Origin of the sequence: Larkinella humicola (assembly GCF_008727875.1) — a bacterium.
In the GTDB taxonomy this organism is placed as follows: Bacteria; Bacteroidota; Bacteroidia; order Cytophagales; family Spirosomataceae; genus Larkinella; species Larkinella humicola.
In genome coordinates, this window is the sequence record NZ_VTWS01000004.1 from 669,546 (window position 1) to 685,217 (window position 15,672).

14 protein-coding genes are annotated in these 15,672 nt (G+C 51.6%); 3 read left to right on the top strand and 11 right to left on the bottom strand.

The window, feature by feature from the left end; genetic code table 11:
* The first annotated feature begins 9 nt into the window (after positions 1 to 9).
* From nuoH to F0P93_RS18735, 3 genes are all read left to right on the top strand, one after another.
* On the top strand, positions 10 to 1,161 hold the full coding sequence (gene nuoH / locus F0P93_RS18725; RefSeq protein ID WP_114404302.1) for an NADH-quinone oxidoreductase subunit NuoH: 1,152 nt from the start codon (positions 10 to 12) through the stop codon (positions 1,159 to 1,161).
* 16 nt (positions 1,162 to 1,177) lie between these two features.
* Entirely contained in the window at positions 1,178 to 1,741 is a 564-nt protein-coding gene (locus F0P93_RS18730; protein ID WP_150878595.1) for a NuoI/complex I 23 kDa subunit family protein, read from the top strand.
* A gap of 83 nt (positions 1,742 to 1,824) precedes the next feature.
* Positions 1,825 to 2,343 carry an NADH-quinone oxidoreductase subunit J family protein gene (locus tag F0P93_RS18735; RefSeq protein WP_150878597.1) on the top strand — a complete coding sequence of 173 codons (519 nt, stop codon included), beginning with the start codon at positions 1,825 to 1,827 and terminating at the stop codon, positions 2,341 to 2,343.
* A gap of 79 nt (positions 2,344 to 2,422) precedes the next feature.
* Here F0P93_RS18735 and F0P93_RS18740 read toward each other — a convergent pair whose 3' ends face one another.
* The 11 genes from F0P93_RS18740 to F0P93_RS18790 all read right to left on the bottom strand — a co-directional run bounded on the left by F0P93_RS18740 (position 2,423) and on the right by F0P93_RS18790 (position 15,667).
* On the bottom strand, positions 2,423 to 3,910 hold the full coding sequence (locus F0P93_RS18740) for a capsule assembly Wzi family protein (protein WP_150878599.1): 1,488 nt from the start codon (positions 3,908 to 3,910) through the stop codon (positions 2,423 to 2,425).
* 26 nt (positions 3,911 to 3,936) lie between these two features.
* Entirely contained in the window at positions 3,937 to 5,274 is a 1,338-nt protein-coding gene (locus F0P93_RS18745) for an exopolysaccharide biosynthesis polyprenyl glycosylphosphotransferase (protein WP_225309547.1), read from the bottom strand.
* A 305-nt stretch (positions 5,275 to 5,579) separates the two neighbouring features.
* Positions 5,580 to 6,707, bottom strand: coding sequence for a glycosyltransferase family 4 protein (locus tag F0P93_RS18750; RefSeq protein ID WP_150878603.1), 1,128 nt, complete (start codon positions 6,705 to 6,707; stop codon positions 5,580 to 5,582).
* A gap of 65 nt (positions 6,708 to 6,772) precedes the next feature.
* Complete coding sequence (locus F0P93_RS18755) at positions 6,773 to 7,855, bottom strand: glycosyltransferase family 4 protein (RefSeq protein ID WP_150878606.1); 1,083 nt, start codon at positions 7,853 to 7,855, stop codon at positions 6,773 to 6,775.
* A gap of 27 nt (positions 7,856 to 7,882) precedes the next feature.
* Positions 7,883 to 9,178 carry an O-antigen ligase family protein gene (locus F0P93_RS18760; protein WP_150878608.1) on the bottom strand — a complete coding sequence of 432 codons (1,296 nt, stop codon included), beginning with the start codon at positions 9,176 to 9,178 and terminating at the stop codon, positions 7,883 to 7,885.
* Positions 9,175 to 9,915, bottom strand: coding sequence for a glycosyltransferase family 2 protein (locus F0P93_RS18765; RefSeq protein WP_150878610.1), 741 nt, complete (start codon positions 9,913 to 9,915; stop codon positions 9,175 to 9,177). Before F0P93_RS18765 ends, F0P93_RS18760 begins: the two co-directional genes overlap by 4 nt.
* Positions 9,916 to 10,036: 121 nt before the next feature.
* Entirely contained in the window at positions 10,037 to 11,149 is a 1,113-nt protein-coding gene (locus tag F0P93_RS18770; protein WP_150878612.1) for a glycosyltransferase family 4 protein, read from the bottom strand.
* Positions 11,150 to 11,161: 12 nt separating this feature from the next.
* Positions 11,162 to 12,118: a hypothetical protein gene (locus tag F0P93_RS18775; protein WP_150878614.1), complete on the bottom strand. Its 957-nt coding sequence runs from the start codon at positions 12,116 to 12,118 to the stop codon at positions 11,162 to 11,164.
* A gap of 76 nt (positions 12,119 to 12,194) precedes the next feature.
* On the bottom strand, positions 12,195 to 13,007 hold the full coding sequence (locus F0P93_RS18780) for a class I SAM-dependent methyltransferase (protein WP_150878616.1): 813 nt from the start codon (positions 13,005 to 13,007) through the stop codon (positions 12,195 to 12,197).
* 50 nt (positions 13,008 to 13,057) lie between these two features.
* Entirely contained in the window at positions 13,058 to 13,975 is a 918-nt protein-coding gene (locus F0P93_RS18785) for a hypothetical protein (RefSeq protein WP_150878618.1), read from the bottom strand.
* A gap of 348 nt (positions 13,976 to 14,323) precedes the next feature.
* Positions 14,324 to 15,667 carry a flippase gene (locus F0P93_RS18790; RefSeq protein ID WP_150878620.1) on the bottom strand — a complete coding sequence of 448 codons (1,344 nt, stop codon included), beginning with the start codon at positions 15,665 to 15,667 and terminating at the stop codon, positions 14,324 to 14,326.
* Positions 15,668 to 15,672: the final 5 nt, after the last annotated feature.

Here is a 15,672-nt window from a genome sequence, read left to right on the forward strand (position 1 = left end):
CTTAAACATATGGAACTGACTGAACTCATTATCAAAGGCATTCTCATCGTGGTTCTCTTCGGAGTAACCCTGTTGATTGCCATGTATTCGACCTGGGCGGAACGCAAGGTAGCCGGTTTTATTCAGGATCGTTTTGGCCCCAACCGGGCGGGACCGGGCGGTATTTTTCAACCGCTGGCCGATGCCGGCAAGATGTTTTTTAAGGAAGATTTTATTCCATCACAGGCTAACAAATGGCTTTTTATTCTGGGTCCCTGTCTGGCTATTCTGACGGCTTTGATGTCGAGTGCGGTTATTCCGTTTGGCGAAAGCATCCGCTATGAAGACTTGCTGATTCCGGTTCAGGGCGTCGAAATCAACATCGGAATTCTGTACGTGTTCGGCGTTGTGTCGCTGGGCGTCTACGGGTTGATGGTGGGTGGCTGGGCCTCGAACAATAAATTTTCGTTATTGGGTGCCATTCGGGCCGCTTCGCAGAACATCAGCTACGAAATCGGGTTTGGCCTGTCCATCATTGCCATTCTGATGATGACGGGGTCGCTGTCGATTCGGGCCATTGTGGAACAACAGCACGGTTTTGCCTGGAACCTCTTCAACCAGCCGCTGGGATTTATTATTTTCCTGACCTGCGCGTTTGCCGAGTGTAACCGGACACCCTTCGATTTGCCGGAGTGTGAAACGGAACTGGTGGGCGGTTATCACACCGAGTACAGTTCCATGAAACTGGGTTTCTACCTGTTCGCCGAATACATCAACATGTTCGTGTCGTCGGCCATCATTGCATCGCTGTATTTTGGCGGTTACAATTATCCCGGTATGGACTGGGTACGCGAAACCCTGACCGGTTCGCTGGGGGCGGCAACCGGCCACAACCTGGCAACGCTCGTCGGAACCATCGTGCTGTTCGGCAAGATTTTCTTCTTCATTTTCTTCTTCATGTGGGTGCGCTGGACGTTGCCGCGTTTCCGCTACGATCAGTTGATGAACCTGGGCTGGAAAACCTTCATCCCGCTTTCCATTCTGAATGTTGTCGTAACCGGTTTCGGCCTGTTATATGATGTTAAATACGCCAGTTGGGCCATTGTCATCGTGATGGTGATCATGGCGATGGTATCGTCGGCCCGCGCCCCGAAACCCGCCGTTCAACCGCAGCGAACCTGATAACGCACTGATAGTTATGCAACTAACCAATCGATCTAAAGAGGTCAGCAACAAGGAAATGACGATGGCGGAGAAGATGTACCTTCCGGCGATTGCTCAGGGACTGGCCATCACGATAAAACACTTTTTTGCCAAGAAAGTGACCATTCCGTATCCGGAGGTGAAGCGGTATTTGGGGCCGGTTTTCCGCGGACACCACATTCTGAAACGCGACGAAGAGGGGCGGGAGCGTTGTACGGCCTGTGGGCTGTGCGCCGTGGCCTGTCCGGCCGAAGCCATCTCGATGGTGGCTGCCGAGCGTAAAAAAGGCGAAGAAAACCTGTATCGGGAAGAAAAGTACGCAGCGGTTTACGAAATCAACATGCTGCGCTGCATCTTCTGCGGGTTGTGCGAAGAAGCCTGCCCGAAACAGGCGGTTTATCTGCGCCACGACAAACTGGTGCCGATTTTCACCGAACGCGATCAGGTCGTTTATGGCAAGGAGGAATTGGTCGAGAAGATGAGCGACCGGTATATTCGGACCAACCCGGATGCGCAGGCAACCCCCACCGAACCGTCGTTTTCGCGATCAGCAACCTAATTTTCGTTTAAAGTTTAAGGTTTAACGTTTAAGGCATTTAAGATAACGTTAACCCTTAAACCTTAGACCTTAAACGCTAAAAAATGAAGCCTACTGAAATTTTATTTTACGCCTTAACCGCCATCACCCTGCTGAGCGCATCGTTCGTGGTGACGGCCCGAAACCCCATTCACAGCGTCCTGGCGCTGATTCTGACGTTCTTCTGTCTGTCAGGGCATTACATCCTGCTGAACGCGCAGTTTCTGGCGGCCGTCAACATCATCGTCTATGCCGGTGCCATCATGGTTTTGTTTCTGTTTGTGATCATGTTCCTGAACATGAAAACGGAGGACGAAGAATCTAAAACCACCATCACCAAGCTGGCTGCCGTGATTGTCGGCGGGGTGTTGCTGGTCGTCATGGTGGCGGTGTTTCGGGCGGCTTCAATGGCTACCTACAACCCATCGACCTACAGTGCAAAAGTGGGGCTGGTGGAAAACCTTGGCCTTGTGTTATACCGCGACTATCTGCTGCCGTTCGAACTGGCGTCGGTGCTGCTACTGGTCGCCATGGTGGGGGCCGTAATGCTGGGAAAACGCGAACCGGGCGACCGGCATTATTAGAACGGGATTTGTATTACGTTGAACGGGTTGTACTGGAAGCAGTGCAACCCGCTTTTTTTTGATTTATTCCGCAACCTGATTACCGCGAGGAGATGATTTTCCGAATCCCGAGATAACCGCCCGCCGAGTCGTAGAGCAGCCCGCCGTAATCGTTTGCAAAAGACGCGTTGATTTGGAAGTCGCCCAAACCGCCCAGGCTGACCGGAGCCATCAGGCTGAACAGCGTTGACCACTGCCGGGGCCTGTTGTAATAGGGTTCATTGTAGGTTCCGATGTTGCTACTGTACGACAATTTGCCCAGCCACTCGACCCGGCCCATGGTGCCGGACAGACCAAAATGCAGTAGACTCACCCGGTTATTGCCAATGGCTCCGTTGGGCAGACCCGCCCGAACATCACGGCCCGGCGTCATAAACGGCGAACCAATGGTGCGGTTTCCGTAAACCCAGCCATCGACATACTGCGAATGATTGAAGTAATTATCGCGTCCCCGTTTAGCGGGGTTGCTGATGAGAAATGTGGCACCCCCCTGATGCTTGGTATACAGAAACTCGAACAAGGCTTCGTGGATCGAAACAAACGCTTTTTCGGGTCGGGTGTTCCTCAGCCGGATTCCGTTCAAACCGTCGCGGATGTTGGTCAGATAAAACAGGGAGCCGTCGTCGTAGATGCTCTGGCGATACATGAAGAGATTGAGTGAGCCGAGGTCTGCTTCCAGCGCCAGATCGACCGTCCCCAGGTGATTGCCGACCCGGTTTTCTTCGAAGCTGGGCAGGGTCGTATCGATTTTGTTCGGATTGCGGTGGGACGTAACCACAAACCAGTAGTTTTTCAAACTGCGGGGCAGATATCCGTTGTTCGTGAAATCCGGTGAGATCTGGTCCGAATAGCCCGCCCACTGCACCTGGTGGTTGATCCCGGCGTATAGTTTCAGTTTGGAACCCGGTCTTCCCATGCGTCCGTACAGTGCCTTTTGATGCAGATACGTGTTACGGACAATCCGCTTGTTGTCGAACCAGCCGTGGTTGTAGAAGGCATAAATGGAAAGGAAATTTCTGGTCAGCGGAACGGGAACAAACCCCTGGGTCCCGATTTGAATCACCGGAATGGGCAGCGCATTGCCCGACCAGGCAAACGAACCGGAGGTCAGCGTCGTATCCATCAGGCCAATGACGTTCCGACGGCGACCGGCGTAGAACTCGATCCGCCCGTAACGCGCTTTTACGTAGGCTTCCGGGAGCAGAATTTTTGTGTTACCGGCTACATTGGCAACCACGTCGACGCCGTAGCCCCAGTCGAATTTCTTCTGGCGAATGCTGCCGCTGTCGATGACCGGTTTTCCGTAATCGGATGAAATGCCGAGCCGAAAGGTAGCCGCGGGCGTGGTCGTGGGAACGATACCGAATTGGTTGGCCCGTAACCAGAAGGGCGTCCGGTCGCCCGAAGAAAGATAAGCACCTGCCTGCAGATCATACCGCGTCGTCTTCGGGAAATAAGCCCGTTGACCCAAAACCGGGTACATACCGCAGCAGGACAGGAGAAAGACCAGCCCGGCTTTTACGTTCATAGATATAATAAGTGACCTCTATACGTTTACTTTCCTCTTCCCTGCACCATGACGCGGACGGTTTGGACAATGAGCCACACGTCGGTTGAGAGAGAAACATTTTGCAGATATTCAAGGTCGTACCACAGTCGCTGCACCATCTGCTCAACATTTTCGGCATAGCCGAATTTGATTTGTCCGATGGAGGTAATACCGGGTTTGACCATCAGCAAATACTTGTATTCCGGCGATTTCTCGACGATTTGATTAATGAAATACTGCCGCTCCGGGCGAGGCCCAACCACCGACATATCCCCTTTCAGTACGTTGTAAAACTGGGGGAATTCGTCAAGACGCGTTTTTCGCATGAACTGGCCCCAGGGAGTAATGCGGTCGTCGTTGTCGCCCGATGACAGAGCCGGACCACCCCGTTCGGCATCGGGATACATGCTGCGAAACTTGTAAATCCGAAACGGTTTGCCCCACTTCCCAATCCGCTCCTGCGAATAAAAAGCCGGTCCTCTCGAACTGAATTTGGTTATGAGTGCAATAATAAGGAAAAATGGCGCACCAGCCGCCAGCACACTCGCCGAGAAAGCAATGTCGAAAGTCCGTTTGAATACGTTCACCTGCAAATCATCCAGGTAGTGAGTCGACAGGCTAATCACTGGCTGAACATCGTGGTATTCAACCGTCACGCCTTTCGTGAGGAACCCTTTGAAGTCGACAATCAGCTTCACCTGGTAGCTGGCTTCCTCCGAAAAGTTCATAATGTCACGCAACTGCTCGGTTTCAATGTAGGGCAGACAGCAATAAACGCAGTCAATTTCGTTGCGGGTGATGAATTCTTTCAGGTAATTGTAATCTCCCCGCAGTGCGGTGGCATTCTCGGCGTTCATTTTATCAAAATACCCGTAAAATTTGAACCCAATTTCCGGATACATCTGGTAGAACGTCTGAATGCTCCGGGAAAGCGGCCCGTAGCCTACCACCACAAACCGCCGGGTGTTGTAGCCCATTGCGCGGTAGACCTTCAGCAGAATGAGCACCACCGAGCGCCAGAGCGAACCGGCACACAGAAACAGGACATACGTTAGGGCAAGCTGCTCGCGGGAATAATCAAAACCGCCCTTCGTGAACACCCAGAAAACCGACACCAAGGCAATGTGAAGCCCAACCAGTTTGGCAAGACCCACCAGCAGATTTTGGATCGTAAACGTTAGCCGGGAAAAGTTATAGGGCTTATTGAGCAATAAAATCAAAAACCAGGCTGCGTTAATGAACCAGAAGAGGGTAACGTAGGGAGCATCGAATAAAGACGCTGTAGAACCAAATTTGAGCCGGTAGGCAAGGGCAAAGCAGATATCCAGAGAGATGATATCCATCGTTGCGCTAAAAGGCCGCAATAAAAAAGAAAACCGGTGTTTCATAAGCAATTCGTTTGGAACAGCCGCTGCACGTGCAGATTATAAAACTGCCAGACCGCTCCCTCGCTTGAATTTGTGACAAATGAAAGACACTTAGTATAAACAGAGCGTGTAACACTAACTCTTTATTAACTCCAAGTTCACTTTATTTGTACGATTATTGGCAAAAATTTATTGAAAAATGCGCTAATATTTATCCTAAGGACTCGTTGTTTTTATCATTCTTGCGATTGTGCCATTTAATAATCAGATAGTTAAAGGCCCTACTCCGCCGAAAACCATTCGGTTGTTTTTCGGGTTACGTAGCGATCAAACTCCTGACGAAAAGTTTCACGACTAAACCGCTGCGCGTGTTCGTGAATGACAACCGGGTCGAACTGATCGATGCTTCGTTCAAACCGCTGCACGCATTCGGTGAGTGAATCGACCTGTTGCCGGTCGAAAAACAGTCCGGTTTTCTGATCCATCACCGACTCCAGCACCCCGCCTTTTCCGTAGGCCAGCACCGGCGTTCCGCAGGCCTGGGCTTCCACGGGCGTGATCCCGAAATCCTCTTCGGCAGCAAACAGAAACGCTTTGGCCTTCTGCATATACGAAATCAGCACGGCGTCGGATTGGTAGCCGACCAACTCAATGTTGGGCGTTGCCAGCCGTTTAATTTTTTCAAAGTCCGGGCCGTCGCCCACCACCACCAGGCGTTTGTCGGGCATGGTCGAAAATGCTTCTACAATCAAATTTATTTTTTTGTAGGGAACCATCCGCGAAGCCGTCAGGTAATAGTTTTCTTTCTGCGCACAGAGCGCAAATTTCCCGGTATCGACGGGCGGATAGATCACATCGGCATCGCGACCGTACACTTTCCGGATTCGGCGGGCAATATAGCGGGAGTTGGCGACAAAATAATCAACCCGTTGGGCCGATTGATAATCCCACAGCCGAATGTAGTGCAAAATTAATTTGGCCAGGGCCCCACTCACCCCGGTTTTGAGACCGCTTTCGCTCAGGTATTGGTGGTACAAATCCCAGGCATACCGCATGGGCGAGTGGCAATAGCAGATGTGAAGCTGGTTGGGGCCGGTCAACACGCCCTTCGCCACAGCATGGCTGCTCGACACCACCACGTCGTAGGCACTCAGATCGAACTGCTCGACAGCCAGTGGCATGAAGGGCAGGTAGGTGCGGTATTTTTTTTTCGCCCACGGCAGTTTCTGAATAAAACTCGTCGTAGCGGTTTTATTCAAAATCAGGGGGCGTTGCGAGTCGGGCAGAAAGTCGACCAGGGCGAACAGATCACTTTGCGGATAAAGTTGCAGGATTTGTTCGACCACGCTTTCGGAACCGGCAAACGTAACCAGCCATTCGTGCACCAGGGCGACTTTTTTATCAAGCATTTTTGAGAATAAAGAAGCGAGACAAGAGAAGTAAGATTTTGTCAAACTCCCTAATCTCTGGTCTATTATCTTTTGTCTGAATTCAATTCCATAATGATTCCAGCCAGTTTCTCGGCGGATTGTTGCCAACTGAACCGTTCGACCCGCCCGCGCCCTTTCTCCACCAGCGTTTTGCGGAGCGATTCATCACGGTACAGCTTCGTTAGCCCGTCGCGGATGCTGCCAAGGTCGTAGGGATCGACGTACACACTGGCGTCGCCACAGACTTCGGGCAGGCTCGTGGTGTCAGACACCAGCGTGGGGCAGCCACACGACATGGCTTCGAGTGGCGGAATGCCAAAGCCTTCAAAAAAAGACGGATAGGCAAAAAACAAGGCGTGCTGATACAGATTCACCAACTGCGCATCGCTGAGGTAACCGGTGAAAATAATGGACGGGTCGTTCTGAATCATTTCCTTCAGTCCGTTGTCGGCGAATACTTTGTGAGCCGCTCCGACAATCACCAGCTTCGTATCCGAAAATTTAGCTTCCTGAAACGCCCGAATCAGCCCTTTGAAATTTTTGCGCGGATCGAGTGACGAAACCGCCAGAATGTATTTTCCGTACGGATTTTCGCCTTTCACCGCAGGCGGATGCAGGAAAATATCCGAAATGCTGGGGTAAATAATGTCCAGTGACGAACGGGGAACCTGATAAAATTGATTCAGATCATTCAACGAGTATTCGCTGATTGTCAGAACCTTGTGCGCCGACTTGACAATGCGGGGAACGGTAAAATTATAGAGTAGCGAGAATTTTTTCGAAAACCATTCCGGGTGACGATGAAAGGATAAATCCAGAACTGTGACAATCTTGTTGTCGTAAACGATGGGAGCGGTATTGCAGAGGTTCAGCAAGAGCGGACTGCCCTGGCTTTTGAGGTAGAGCGGCATTTCGATCTGCTCCCACAGATACCCTTTGCTGCGGCCGTACACCGTAGCGCCTAAATCCTTTGCAATGTCTTCCTGGAGTATGTTATAAGGCGTTAAAAACGTAATGTCCGGCAGCAGATTCTTCAATCGCATTCCGAGTTCAATGCCAACCCGCTGCGTTCCCGTAACGGGCTGTGTGAGAAACCGGGCGTTGACAACAACTGATTTATGGTTCATAGAAGGCGTAAATGATCGGTCGTAAAATTAAATCTTGCTTTCCACACTACTAGTACTAACCACGGAATTCCGCTTTTTAGTATCGAAATTTCGTTTCAGCATGTATAAACACAGCGCAATCACCAGCGGCAGCGCGTTGGAGGGCGATGTAATGCGGTGTTCGGTAAAGCTCATGACCGACAGGTTGAAATACGAAACCAGCAGAAATTTTTGCACGAGGCTGTCTGCACCTTTTTTCAGATACCGATACAGCGCGTGCCAGAACAGCAAAAAGACCGCCAGCCCGACCAGGCCCTGTTCCCCCAGAATGTGCAGATACGAATGATGGGCGTGCGCATCGTCGAAGGTCTTTTTGGGTTGATCGTTGAGGCTGACCACATACGGAAGGCCCTTGTACCGCAACGGAACATCGTTGACGGACCCAAAACCGGTTCCGATCAGGGGCGAATGCAGAAAACAGTCAACGGCACGGGGCCAGGTTTCGACGGCGCGGATGGCGATGTTGGCCGATTTGGTGCTGACTTCGCCAAAGAGGGGCGAAATGTAGGTACTGGCCCCTGCTTCGCTGAGGTCGGCGTCGCGGACATACCTCGTATAAAGCGGATAGGTATACGTCAGAACCGCGCACTGGACGGCGACAATGGCGAAAAGGGCCAGCCGAATCAGGTAGGCCCGGTTGGTGCGGTCAAAAAAGTAGAAGGCAAAACCGGCTACCAGGCCCAGCAGCGACCCCCGGGAGGTCGTAGCGATCAGAAAGACGAAGTTGACGACGATCATCAGCAGCCATTTCCGCTTGCGTTCCTGCAAAAACAGCACGATGTTGAGCGACAGCACGATGCTGATGAAACCGCCCGCGCCGTTGGTGCTTTTGAAAAAACCGTGGAAGTAGGTTTCCGGATTGCCCCAGTCGGTGATGGCGGCAAAATTGGTCAGCACCAGATTCAGCCCGAACGCCACGCCGTTGACCAGGGTGGCAAAGATCAGAAACCGTTTGAAAAGGGAATCGACGGCGACATCATACGAAAAGAAGGCGATGAGCAACAGGGGCAGGTACGAAATAATGAAGTTTCCATCGTACCGATAAAAACCGAACGCGAGCAGCGACGGCGGATAGTAGATCAAAATGCCCGCCAGCGAAAACAAAAAGTAGATGTACAGGTAATAAATGAACCTTGGAATCACGAAAACCGCATGCCTGAAAAACAGATAGGGCAAAACCGCCAGGGCCAGAATCGACGGCAACGGGCTGATGAAAATCAGGTTGGTGACGGTTCCGAACAAGCCGATCAGCAGGGCGATATAGAATAACGTCCTGATCTTCATGGCGTTCGGCGGGTCAGCCGTTTGGTGTAGACTTTCAGTTTGTCTTTGTAAAGCCAGGTCAGGTATTGACGGCGGCTCAGCAGGCCTTTTTCGTGCCAGAGGTGCAGGTTTTCCCAAACCGCTTCGGGCCGGTGCGATGCCCCGCCCTGCCGAAAATTACTGAGAATGGCGTTGAGGGGAATAAACGGAAGGTGCTTCCCGGCCAGACGCAGCATCAGTTCATAGTCACTCACGTACCGGTATTGCTCGCTGAACAGCCCGTAGGTTTGGTAAAACGCAGCCGGCACAAAGCAGGTGGGGTGTTCGATGTTGCCTTTGGGAAGCTGGCTGGCGTGCGTCTGGATCAGGAAGGCTTCCTGCTCATCGAGGAACGTGCGCTGAATGCCGTGGTAAACGGCGGGGCCAAACTGTTGGTAAGCCTGCACGATTCGTTCAACGGCGTCGGTTTCGTACCAGTCATCGCTGTTGATGATGCCGATCAGTTCGCCGGTGGCCCGCCGGATGCCTTTGTTCATGGCGTTGTAAATACCGCTGTCGGGTTCGGACACATACTTGATTCGGTTCGGAAACTGCCGGGCATACTGCTCGATGATGGCTACCGTCCGGTCGGTCGATTTTCCGTCGATCAAAATGTATTCGATGGGTGCATAGGTTTGATGGACAACCGATTGAATGGTTTGTTCGATGTGTTTTTGGCTATTGTAACAAACCGTAATAACGGAAACCAATGGCGGCATAGACAACTCCGGTGAAGGACGTACGGAAATACGTCCTGGATAAAACGGTATAAACCACAAAGATAGAAAATTGTGGCTCGGCACCCGACCAATTTGGCAACACTCCTTTTTAGCGGGCAACCTAGTGCAGCAGGCTCTCGTAGAGATCGAGCGTTTCGCGGACGGTTTTTTCCCAGGAAAAATGACGCAGTTGCGCCTGTCCCAGCTCGGCGAGTTGTTGGCGACGGGCCGGGCTGGTAATGAGTTGTTCGACGGCTGCGCGGAGGGAATCCGGCTGATCCGGATCAAAATAAAGCGCGGCAGCCCCCGCCACTTCAGGCAGCGAACTCCGGTTGCTCAGAATGCAGGGGCAGTTGCAGGCGAAGGCTTCCAGAACGGGAATGCCGAACCCTTCGTAGAGGGACGGAAAGACAAACGCCAGGGCCTGGCGGTAGAGGTGCCGCAGCGTATCGTCGTCAATGGGTTGCTGGTCAACAAGATTGGTCAGGTTCAATTGTTTCAGGATAGCCGTTTCTTCGGGCGAAAAGGCTCCCCCGCCCGCGCAGATCACCCGAACCTGGTAGGCGAGGAGCAAGGGTGCAACGGCCCGAATAAAGGGCAGGAAGTTTTTGTACATCCCCCGGTTGCCGACAAAGAGCAAATACGGGGCTGTGGCTTCCGACGGGAGTTCAGCTTGGGTATCATCTACAAAAACCGACGAGCCCAGGTAAATGACGCGAATCCGATCCGGTGAAAGGTCGTAGTATTCGATTAAATCCCGTTTGGTGTTTTCGGAAATCGCGATAACCGCCGTAGCCTGATGCACAATTTCCTTTTTCCAGGCCATCACGCGGCTGTCGGCGGCCAATTCGGGATACACCGTGTGGTATTTTTCGTGGATCATGTCCAGGAAAGTAACCACGACGGGGCGCTTTCGAATGTGACTCAGAAAAGAAGGCTCGTAATACGTCGCGTGAAAAACATCGTATGAACGGGTCTGCATTTCCAGCCGGTTGAATGCTTTGTTAAGTCGGTAAAAATAAGGCTGTGTTCTGGCAAATGGCTGACCGGGAAAAAAAGGCAGAGCGTGAAGCCCTTTCTCTTTTAAGTATGCATTGTTGGAAAATAACAACGATAAATGAGCCTGGTGAGGAGTTGGAGACTGGTTGATGCCGGCAATCAATTCACAAAAATACCGGGAAATGCCGCCGTAGTTTTGTTGGGAAAACGTTTGATGGTCAAAAAAAATCTTCATGCGGTTCTTCTTTCAGGGAAGCAAGTGCTTTTTGAAAGTCTTCTTCATCGTTTTTAACCCGGTTTTTGTGGTGATATTGTCCATTCGCTGCCGGATGGTGGCTACTTTCCTGAAAAACTTATTCAATGAATACTCCGTCGCCTGGCGGTTTTCGATAAAAAACTGCGGATGCCTGAGTTCCGTCAGTGGTTGCAGGGGATTATTGCCCGTCGATTCGGCGTCGGTTTTGGTGTGCGTGGCATCCTGGTCAAAACCGATGTTGGAGATCAGGTTTTGGTTGGGGCAGATGCAGAGCCCGTAATGGATCCAGATGGCGTAACACCACTGGTAATCCCAGGTGTCGATCTGTCCGTTGAAAACACCGTCGAAGGCTTCGGTCCAGTATTGCTGCACTTTTGGATCCGAAAACAGGGTGCTCACCAGTTTCTGCCGCCGGAATTCCGGATACGTAGTGATTTCAACGTCGTAGTGCTGCCAGGCCCGTCGCCAGCTCGCCCAGCCCCAGACGTGGCAGATTTTGGAATAAAAATACGAGCCATCCCCGTGCCACTGCCCGTGCTGAAAGTTGACGCCCGTAATGTGCATTACGCCCGGATTGTGCTGATGATGCAGGAGGTTTTCACGGCAAAATGAAAAGAAAGTGACATCGGGCAGGCAGTCATCTTCCAGAATGATGCCCATCTCGACCTGGTTGAAAAACCAGTTAATGGCGGTGCTGACGGCCCGTTTACACCCCAGATTCTGATTTCGAACCAGCCGGTGTACCTGACACGGCCAGTCGATTCCGTCGAGCAGCGCCAGACATTCGGCAATCTGCTTTGAGTCATCCGGGCGATCGGATCGGGGACCATCGATGGCAACGTAAAGGTCCAGCGGTTGCACCAGGCGGATTTGGTCAAACACCCGGCGGGCATGACGGGGCCGGTTGAACAAAATAAACAGAACCGGAATATCTAATTGTATAGACACTGGAACAGAGATGGCCTAATAGTGAACTCGACAATTGCTAATTTCGCAATTAAGGTACGAAATAAAGGCGGAGCCATCAAATAAGGTCTTTTAAGGGTTGCTTTCTTACGGAATCGGACACTGCTTGAAAGTCATGATCCAACAGGGATTTGGCCGGATACGAATGCAGGTAGTTATACAGGGCCACTTTCCGCGGGTGCGTGAACCAGCGGAACCAGGTAGGGTTGATCGGTTTGGCCGTCATCAGGTGCAGGTCGTGTTGATCGCTATACAATTGCAGGCCAAAACGGTTGGCGAGCCGGTGCAGCGATTCGAGGCTGTAAAGGGCGACGTGCTGACCGGTTTCGGGGATAAAATACCACCAGGTTTCCGGGGTGACATTCGGATTAGGCAACACTTTGGTCGTGAAGAGAATGCTCTTACCAGCCCGGAGCATTTCCCCGACGGTAGCCACCGGATCGGCCAGGTGCTCAAATACCTCAAAAGCCGTAACTAACTCGTAGGTTTTGCCCGCAGGCTGATCGGTCACGTCGAAATGCTTCGCGAAGAGGTTTTCGCAGTATTGATCTTGCCGGATGAACGGAAACCCACGATCGCGCATCATCCGCACAAACAGTCCGTAGCCCCCCCCGTAATCCAGAAACGGACCTTCCGGTTGAAACCATTTCCGAATCATAGCCTCGACGGTGGGAGCCCAGCGTACATTCCGTGAAACCAGGCCGATGTCCAGCGAGGTAATGGCTGATGCATAGGCTTCCGGGAGCCAATACGGGGATTCGGTCTGGATGAAACCGCACTCGTGGCAACGATAATACGTAACATCATATTTGAACAATACTTTCACCTGGAAAGACTCGTTCGAAGGGGTATTGCAAATATGGCAGGTCATAGAATATTTTTTTGTTCCTGGCTATTTGGCGATTAGCTCCAAAAATAAGCTTAATTCTTCAAACCAAGCCGCCTTTTCAAGCTCTCCGCTTTGATGGTCACCCAGCCGGGCTTTTTAAAATAATGGTGAACCGAGTATTCGGTGGCCAGCACGTTTTCAATGATAAACGTAGGGTGTTTGACTTCCGTCAGGGCGTTTAGGGGCAAATTGGCGAGCAATTCCCGGTCTTCTTTGGTGTGGGTGGCTTCTGTGCCAAAACCGATGTTGGAGATCAGATTCTGGTTGGGGCAGATGCAGAGTCCGTTGTTGATCCAGATGGTATAGACCCAGGGGTAGGCCCAACTGTTGACCTGCCCGGCAACCACGCTGTCAAACGCGTCGATCCAGTATTGCTGCACTTTGGGCTCGGCGAACAGGTCGGCAATGCGGTTTTGCTGGCGAAAAACCGGGTAGGTTGCCATCGAAACGTCGTACTTTTCCCAGGCCCGTCGCCAACTGGCCCAACCCCATACGTGGCAGATTTTGGTGTAAAAATACGAACCGTCGCCGTGCCAGTGGCCATTCTGAAAATTGACGCCGGCGATGTGCATGATCGTCGCGTTGTCGCGGTGGTAGTGGAGGTTTTCCCGGCAGAACGAAAAGAAGCTCAGATCGGGCAAACAGTCGTCTTCCAGAATAATCCCCATTTCCACCTGCTGAAAAAACCAGCTAATGGCCGTGCTGACGGCTTTTTTACAGCCCAGATTCTGATCATGAATCAACCGGTGAACCGAGCAGGGCCAGTCGATCTGTTCGAGCAGCGCCAGGCATTCGGCGATCTGTCCCGGATCGGTTTCGTTGCCGGGCCGGGGGCCGTCTACGGATACAAATAACTCGCGCGGCTGAACCTGACGAATGCGGTCAAGCACGTCGCGGACGTGGTGAGGACGGTTAAATAAGACAAAGAGGATTGGGACATCAAACTGCATCAGCACATCAATTTTGTTGATTCAATGAGATTGGTACGCCGTATAGTCCTGATTTACAAGGGATCTGTTTCCGGCAGATTGTCCAGAAAAACGTAACCTCAGTTGATCAGGTACGATGGTATAACGTGTTACTACACGATTTCATCTGAAAAAAAATACATTTCGATCACAACGATCCGGAAAAACGAGCGAACAAATCCCGGATTGGGACCCAAGTGATGCGTGACTTTCCGGCCGAATGACAAGATGCACAGGAGCTATAGCAGGAGACAGAGAGTACCGGAAATTGGTTGTCAGCAGGGGTTTTGCCTGCTTCGTTTCGCTGAAAACCGGGTTGACTAAACGATGTTATTGCCCCGGTTTCAACAGACTGCGAATGAAATTTAGTTTAAAAATATCGACAAAGGCAAGGGATTGAATGTAAAAAACGGGCCGGGCTTCTTTGATAAAATAATTCATGAGGTAAGAGGACATCATGTAAGCCAGCAAGGTCGCCACCGACGAACCAACGGCGCCATAGCCTGGAATCAACGCAATGTTCAGGAGAATGTTTACGAGGGCACCACCGATGGTTTTGAGCAAAACAATGCGTTGCTGGCCGTGGAGGATAAACCAGTAGCTGCTGCCCACGCCGGTAAAAACAAAAACCGATGACCAGATGTGAATAATCAGAATCTGATCGGCTCCGGCGTATTGTTGGCCATAGAGAAGCTGAACCAGAAAAGGGGCCGAAAAAGAGATAAAAACCGAAATGGCGAGGCTAATGAAGGTCAACAGCCCGAGCAGCTTTCGAAACGCCCGCTGAAACGCTTCTTCATCCTGGGTTTTCAGCTTCACAATAGTCGGGTAAAAAGACGAGGTCAGGGCTGTCGCAATGAAATACCAGACTTCCGAAAGCCGTAAGGCGGCCGTATATTTTCCTAATTCCAGGTCGCTGGCCAGTTCTTTGAGCATATACTGATCGGAACGCATGTAGAGGAAAATGAAGAAATCGGCAATCATAATCGGCCAGGCCAGTTTCAGAAGCCGCGCGGCCAGCACCCGGTTAAACCGCCACTGCAAAACGTGCTGCCCTTCTTCGCGGTTATAAATCAGAACCAGAATCAGGGCCGAGAAAGCCGCTTCCACAAAAACAACCGAGGAGAATGCCAGCAGACTGAAGTGATTGGCCAGAAAATAAACCCGCAACAGCGTCGATAAAACAAACGCAATGGATTTGGCAACGACCGAAAGCCGGGATTTGACACGCGACTGGAAATGCAGATCGATGACATCCACGCTTTGGCAAACCAGCACCGAACTGGTAAACAGAATCATGGCCTGTAAAACCGGCTGATCGCTGTAGAGAAGGCGAATGGCAACCGCAATGATAAACAGAGAAACCGAACCGGCCATGAGCCGGAGAATGAAAGCCGTGCCGAGCAGTTGATTCTCAGCGTATTCGCCTTTCCGGACAATTTCCGTGATCAGGATGTTGGCCAAACCCAGCCCGGCCAGCGACGTTAGAACGGTTGGGAAAACATTCGCAAAATTGAGCAGGCCAAATTGGGAAGGCCCCAGATACCGCGCCGACCAGACCCCAACCAGCAAAGCCGTTGCGATCCGGAAAATGCGGTCGAAGAAGACCCAGCCAGCATTGGCAAGCGCTTTCCGAGCCGTCGTACTCAGCTTTTGCGGACTTAGTTCAATCATACGGA

Coding starts and splice junctions, on each gene's coding strand:
- F0P93_RS18730 (WP_150878595.1), top strand. CDS start 1,178: ATGCAACTAACCAATCGATCTAAAGAGGTCAGCAACAAGGAAATGACG.
- nuoH (WP_114404302.1), top strand. CDS start 10: ATGGAACTGACTGAACTCATTATCAAAGGCATTCTCATCGTGGTTCTC.
- F0P93_RS18785 (WP_150878618.1), bottom strand. CDS start 13,975: ATGCAGTTTGATGTCCCAATCCTCTTTGTCTTATTTAACCGTCCTCAC.
- F0P93_RS18770 (WP_150878612.1), bottom strand. CDS start 11,149: ATGAAGATTTTTTTTGACCATCAAACGTTTTCCCAACAAAACTACGGC.
- F0P93_RS18760 (WP_150878608.1), bottom strand. CDS start 9,178: ATGAAGATCAGGACGTTATTCTATATCGCCCTGCTGATCGGCTTGTTC.
- F0P93_RS18780 (WP_150878616.1), bottom strand. CDS start 13,007: ATGACCTGCCATATTTGCAATACCCCTTCGAACGAGTCTTTCCAGGTG.
- F0P93_RS18755 (WP_150878606.1), bottom strand. CDS start 7,855: ATGAACCATAAATCAGTTGTTGTCAACGCCCGGTTTCTCACACAGCCC.
- F0P93_RS18765 (WP_150878610.1), bottom strand. CDS start 9,915: ATGCCGCCATTGGTTTCCGTTATTACGGTTTGTTACAATAGCCAAAAA.
- F0P93_RS18735 (WP_150878597.1), top strand. CDS start 1,825: ATGAAGCCTACTGAAATTTTATTTTACGCCTTAACCGCCATCACCCTG.
- F0P93_RS18790 (WP_150878620.1), bottom strand. CDS start 15,667: ATGATTGAACTAAGTCCGCAAAAGCTGAGTACGACGGCTCGGAAAGCG.
- F0P93_RS18745 (WP_225309547.1), bottom strand. CDS start 5,274: ATGGATATCATCTCTCTGGATATCTGCTTTGCCCTTGCCTACCGGCTC.
- F0P93_RS18750 (WP_150878603.1), bottom strand. CDS start 6,707: ATGCTTGATAAAAAAGTCGCCCTGGTGCACGAATGGCTGGTTACGTTT.
- F0P93_RS18740 (WP_150878599.1), bottom strand. CDS start 3,910: ATGAACGTAAAAGCCGGGCTGGTCTTTCTCCTGTCCTGCTGCGGTATG.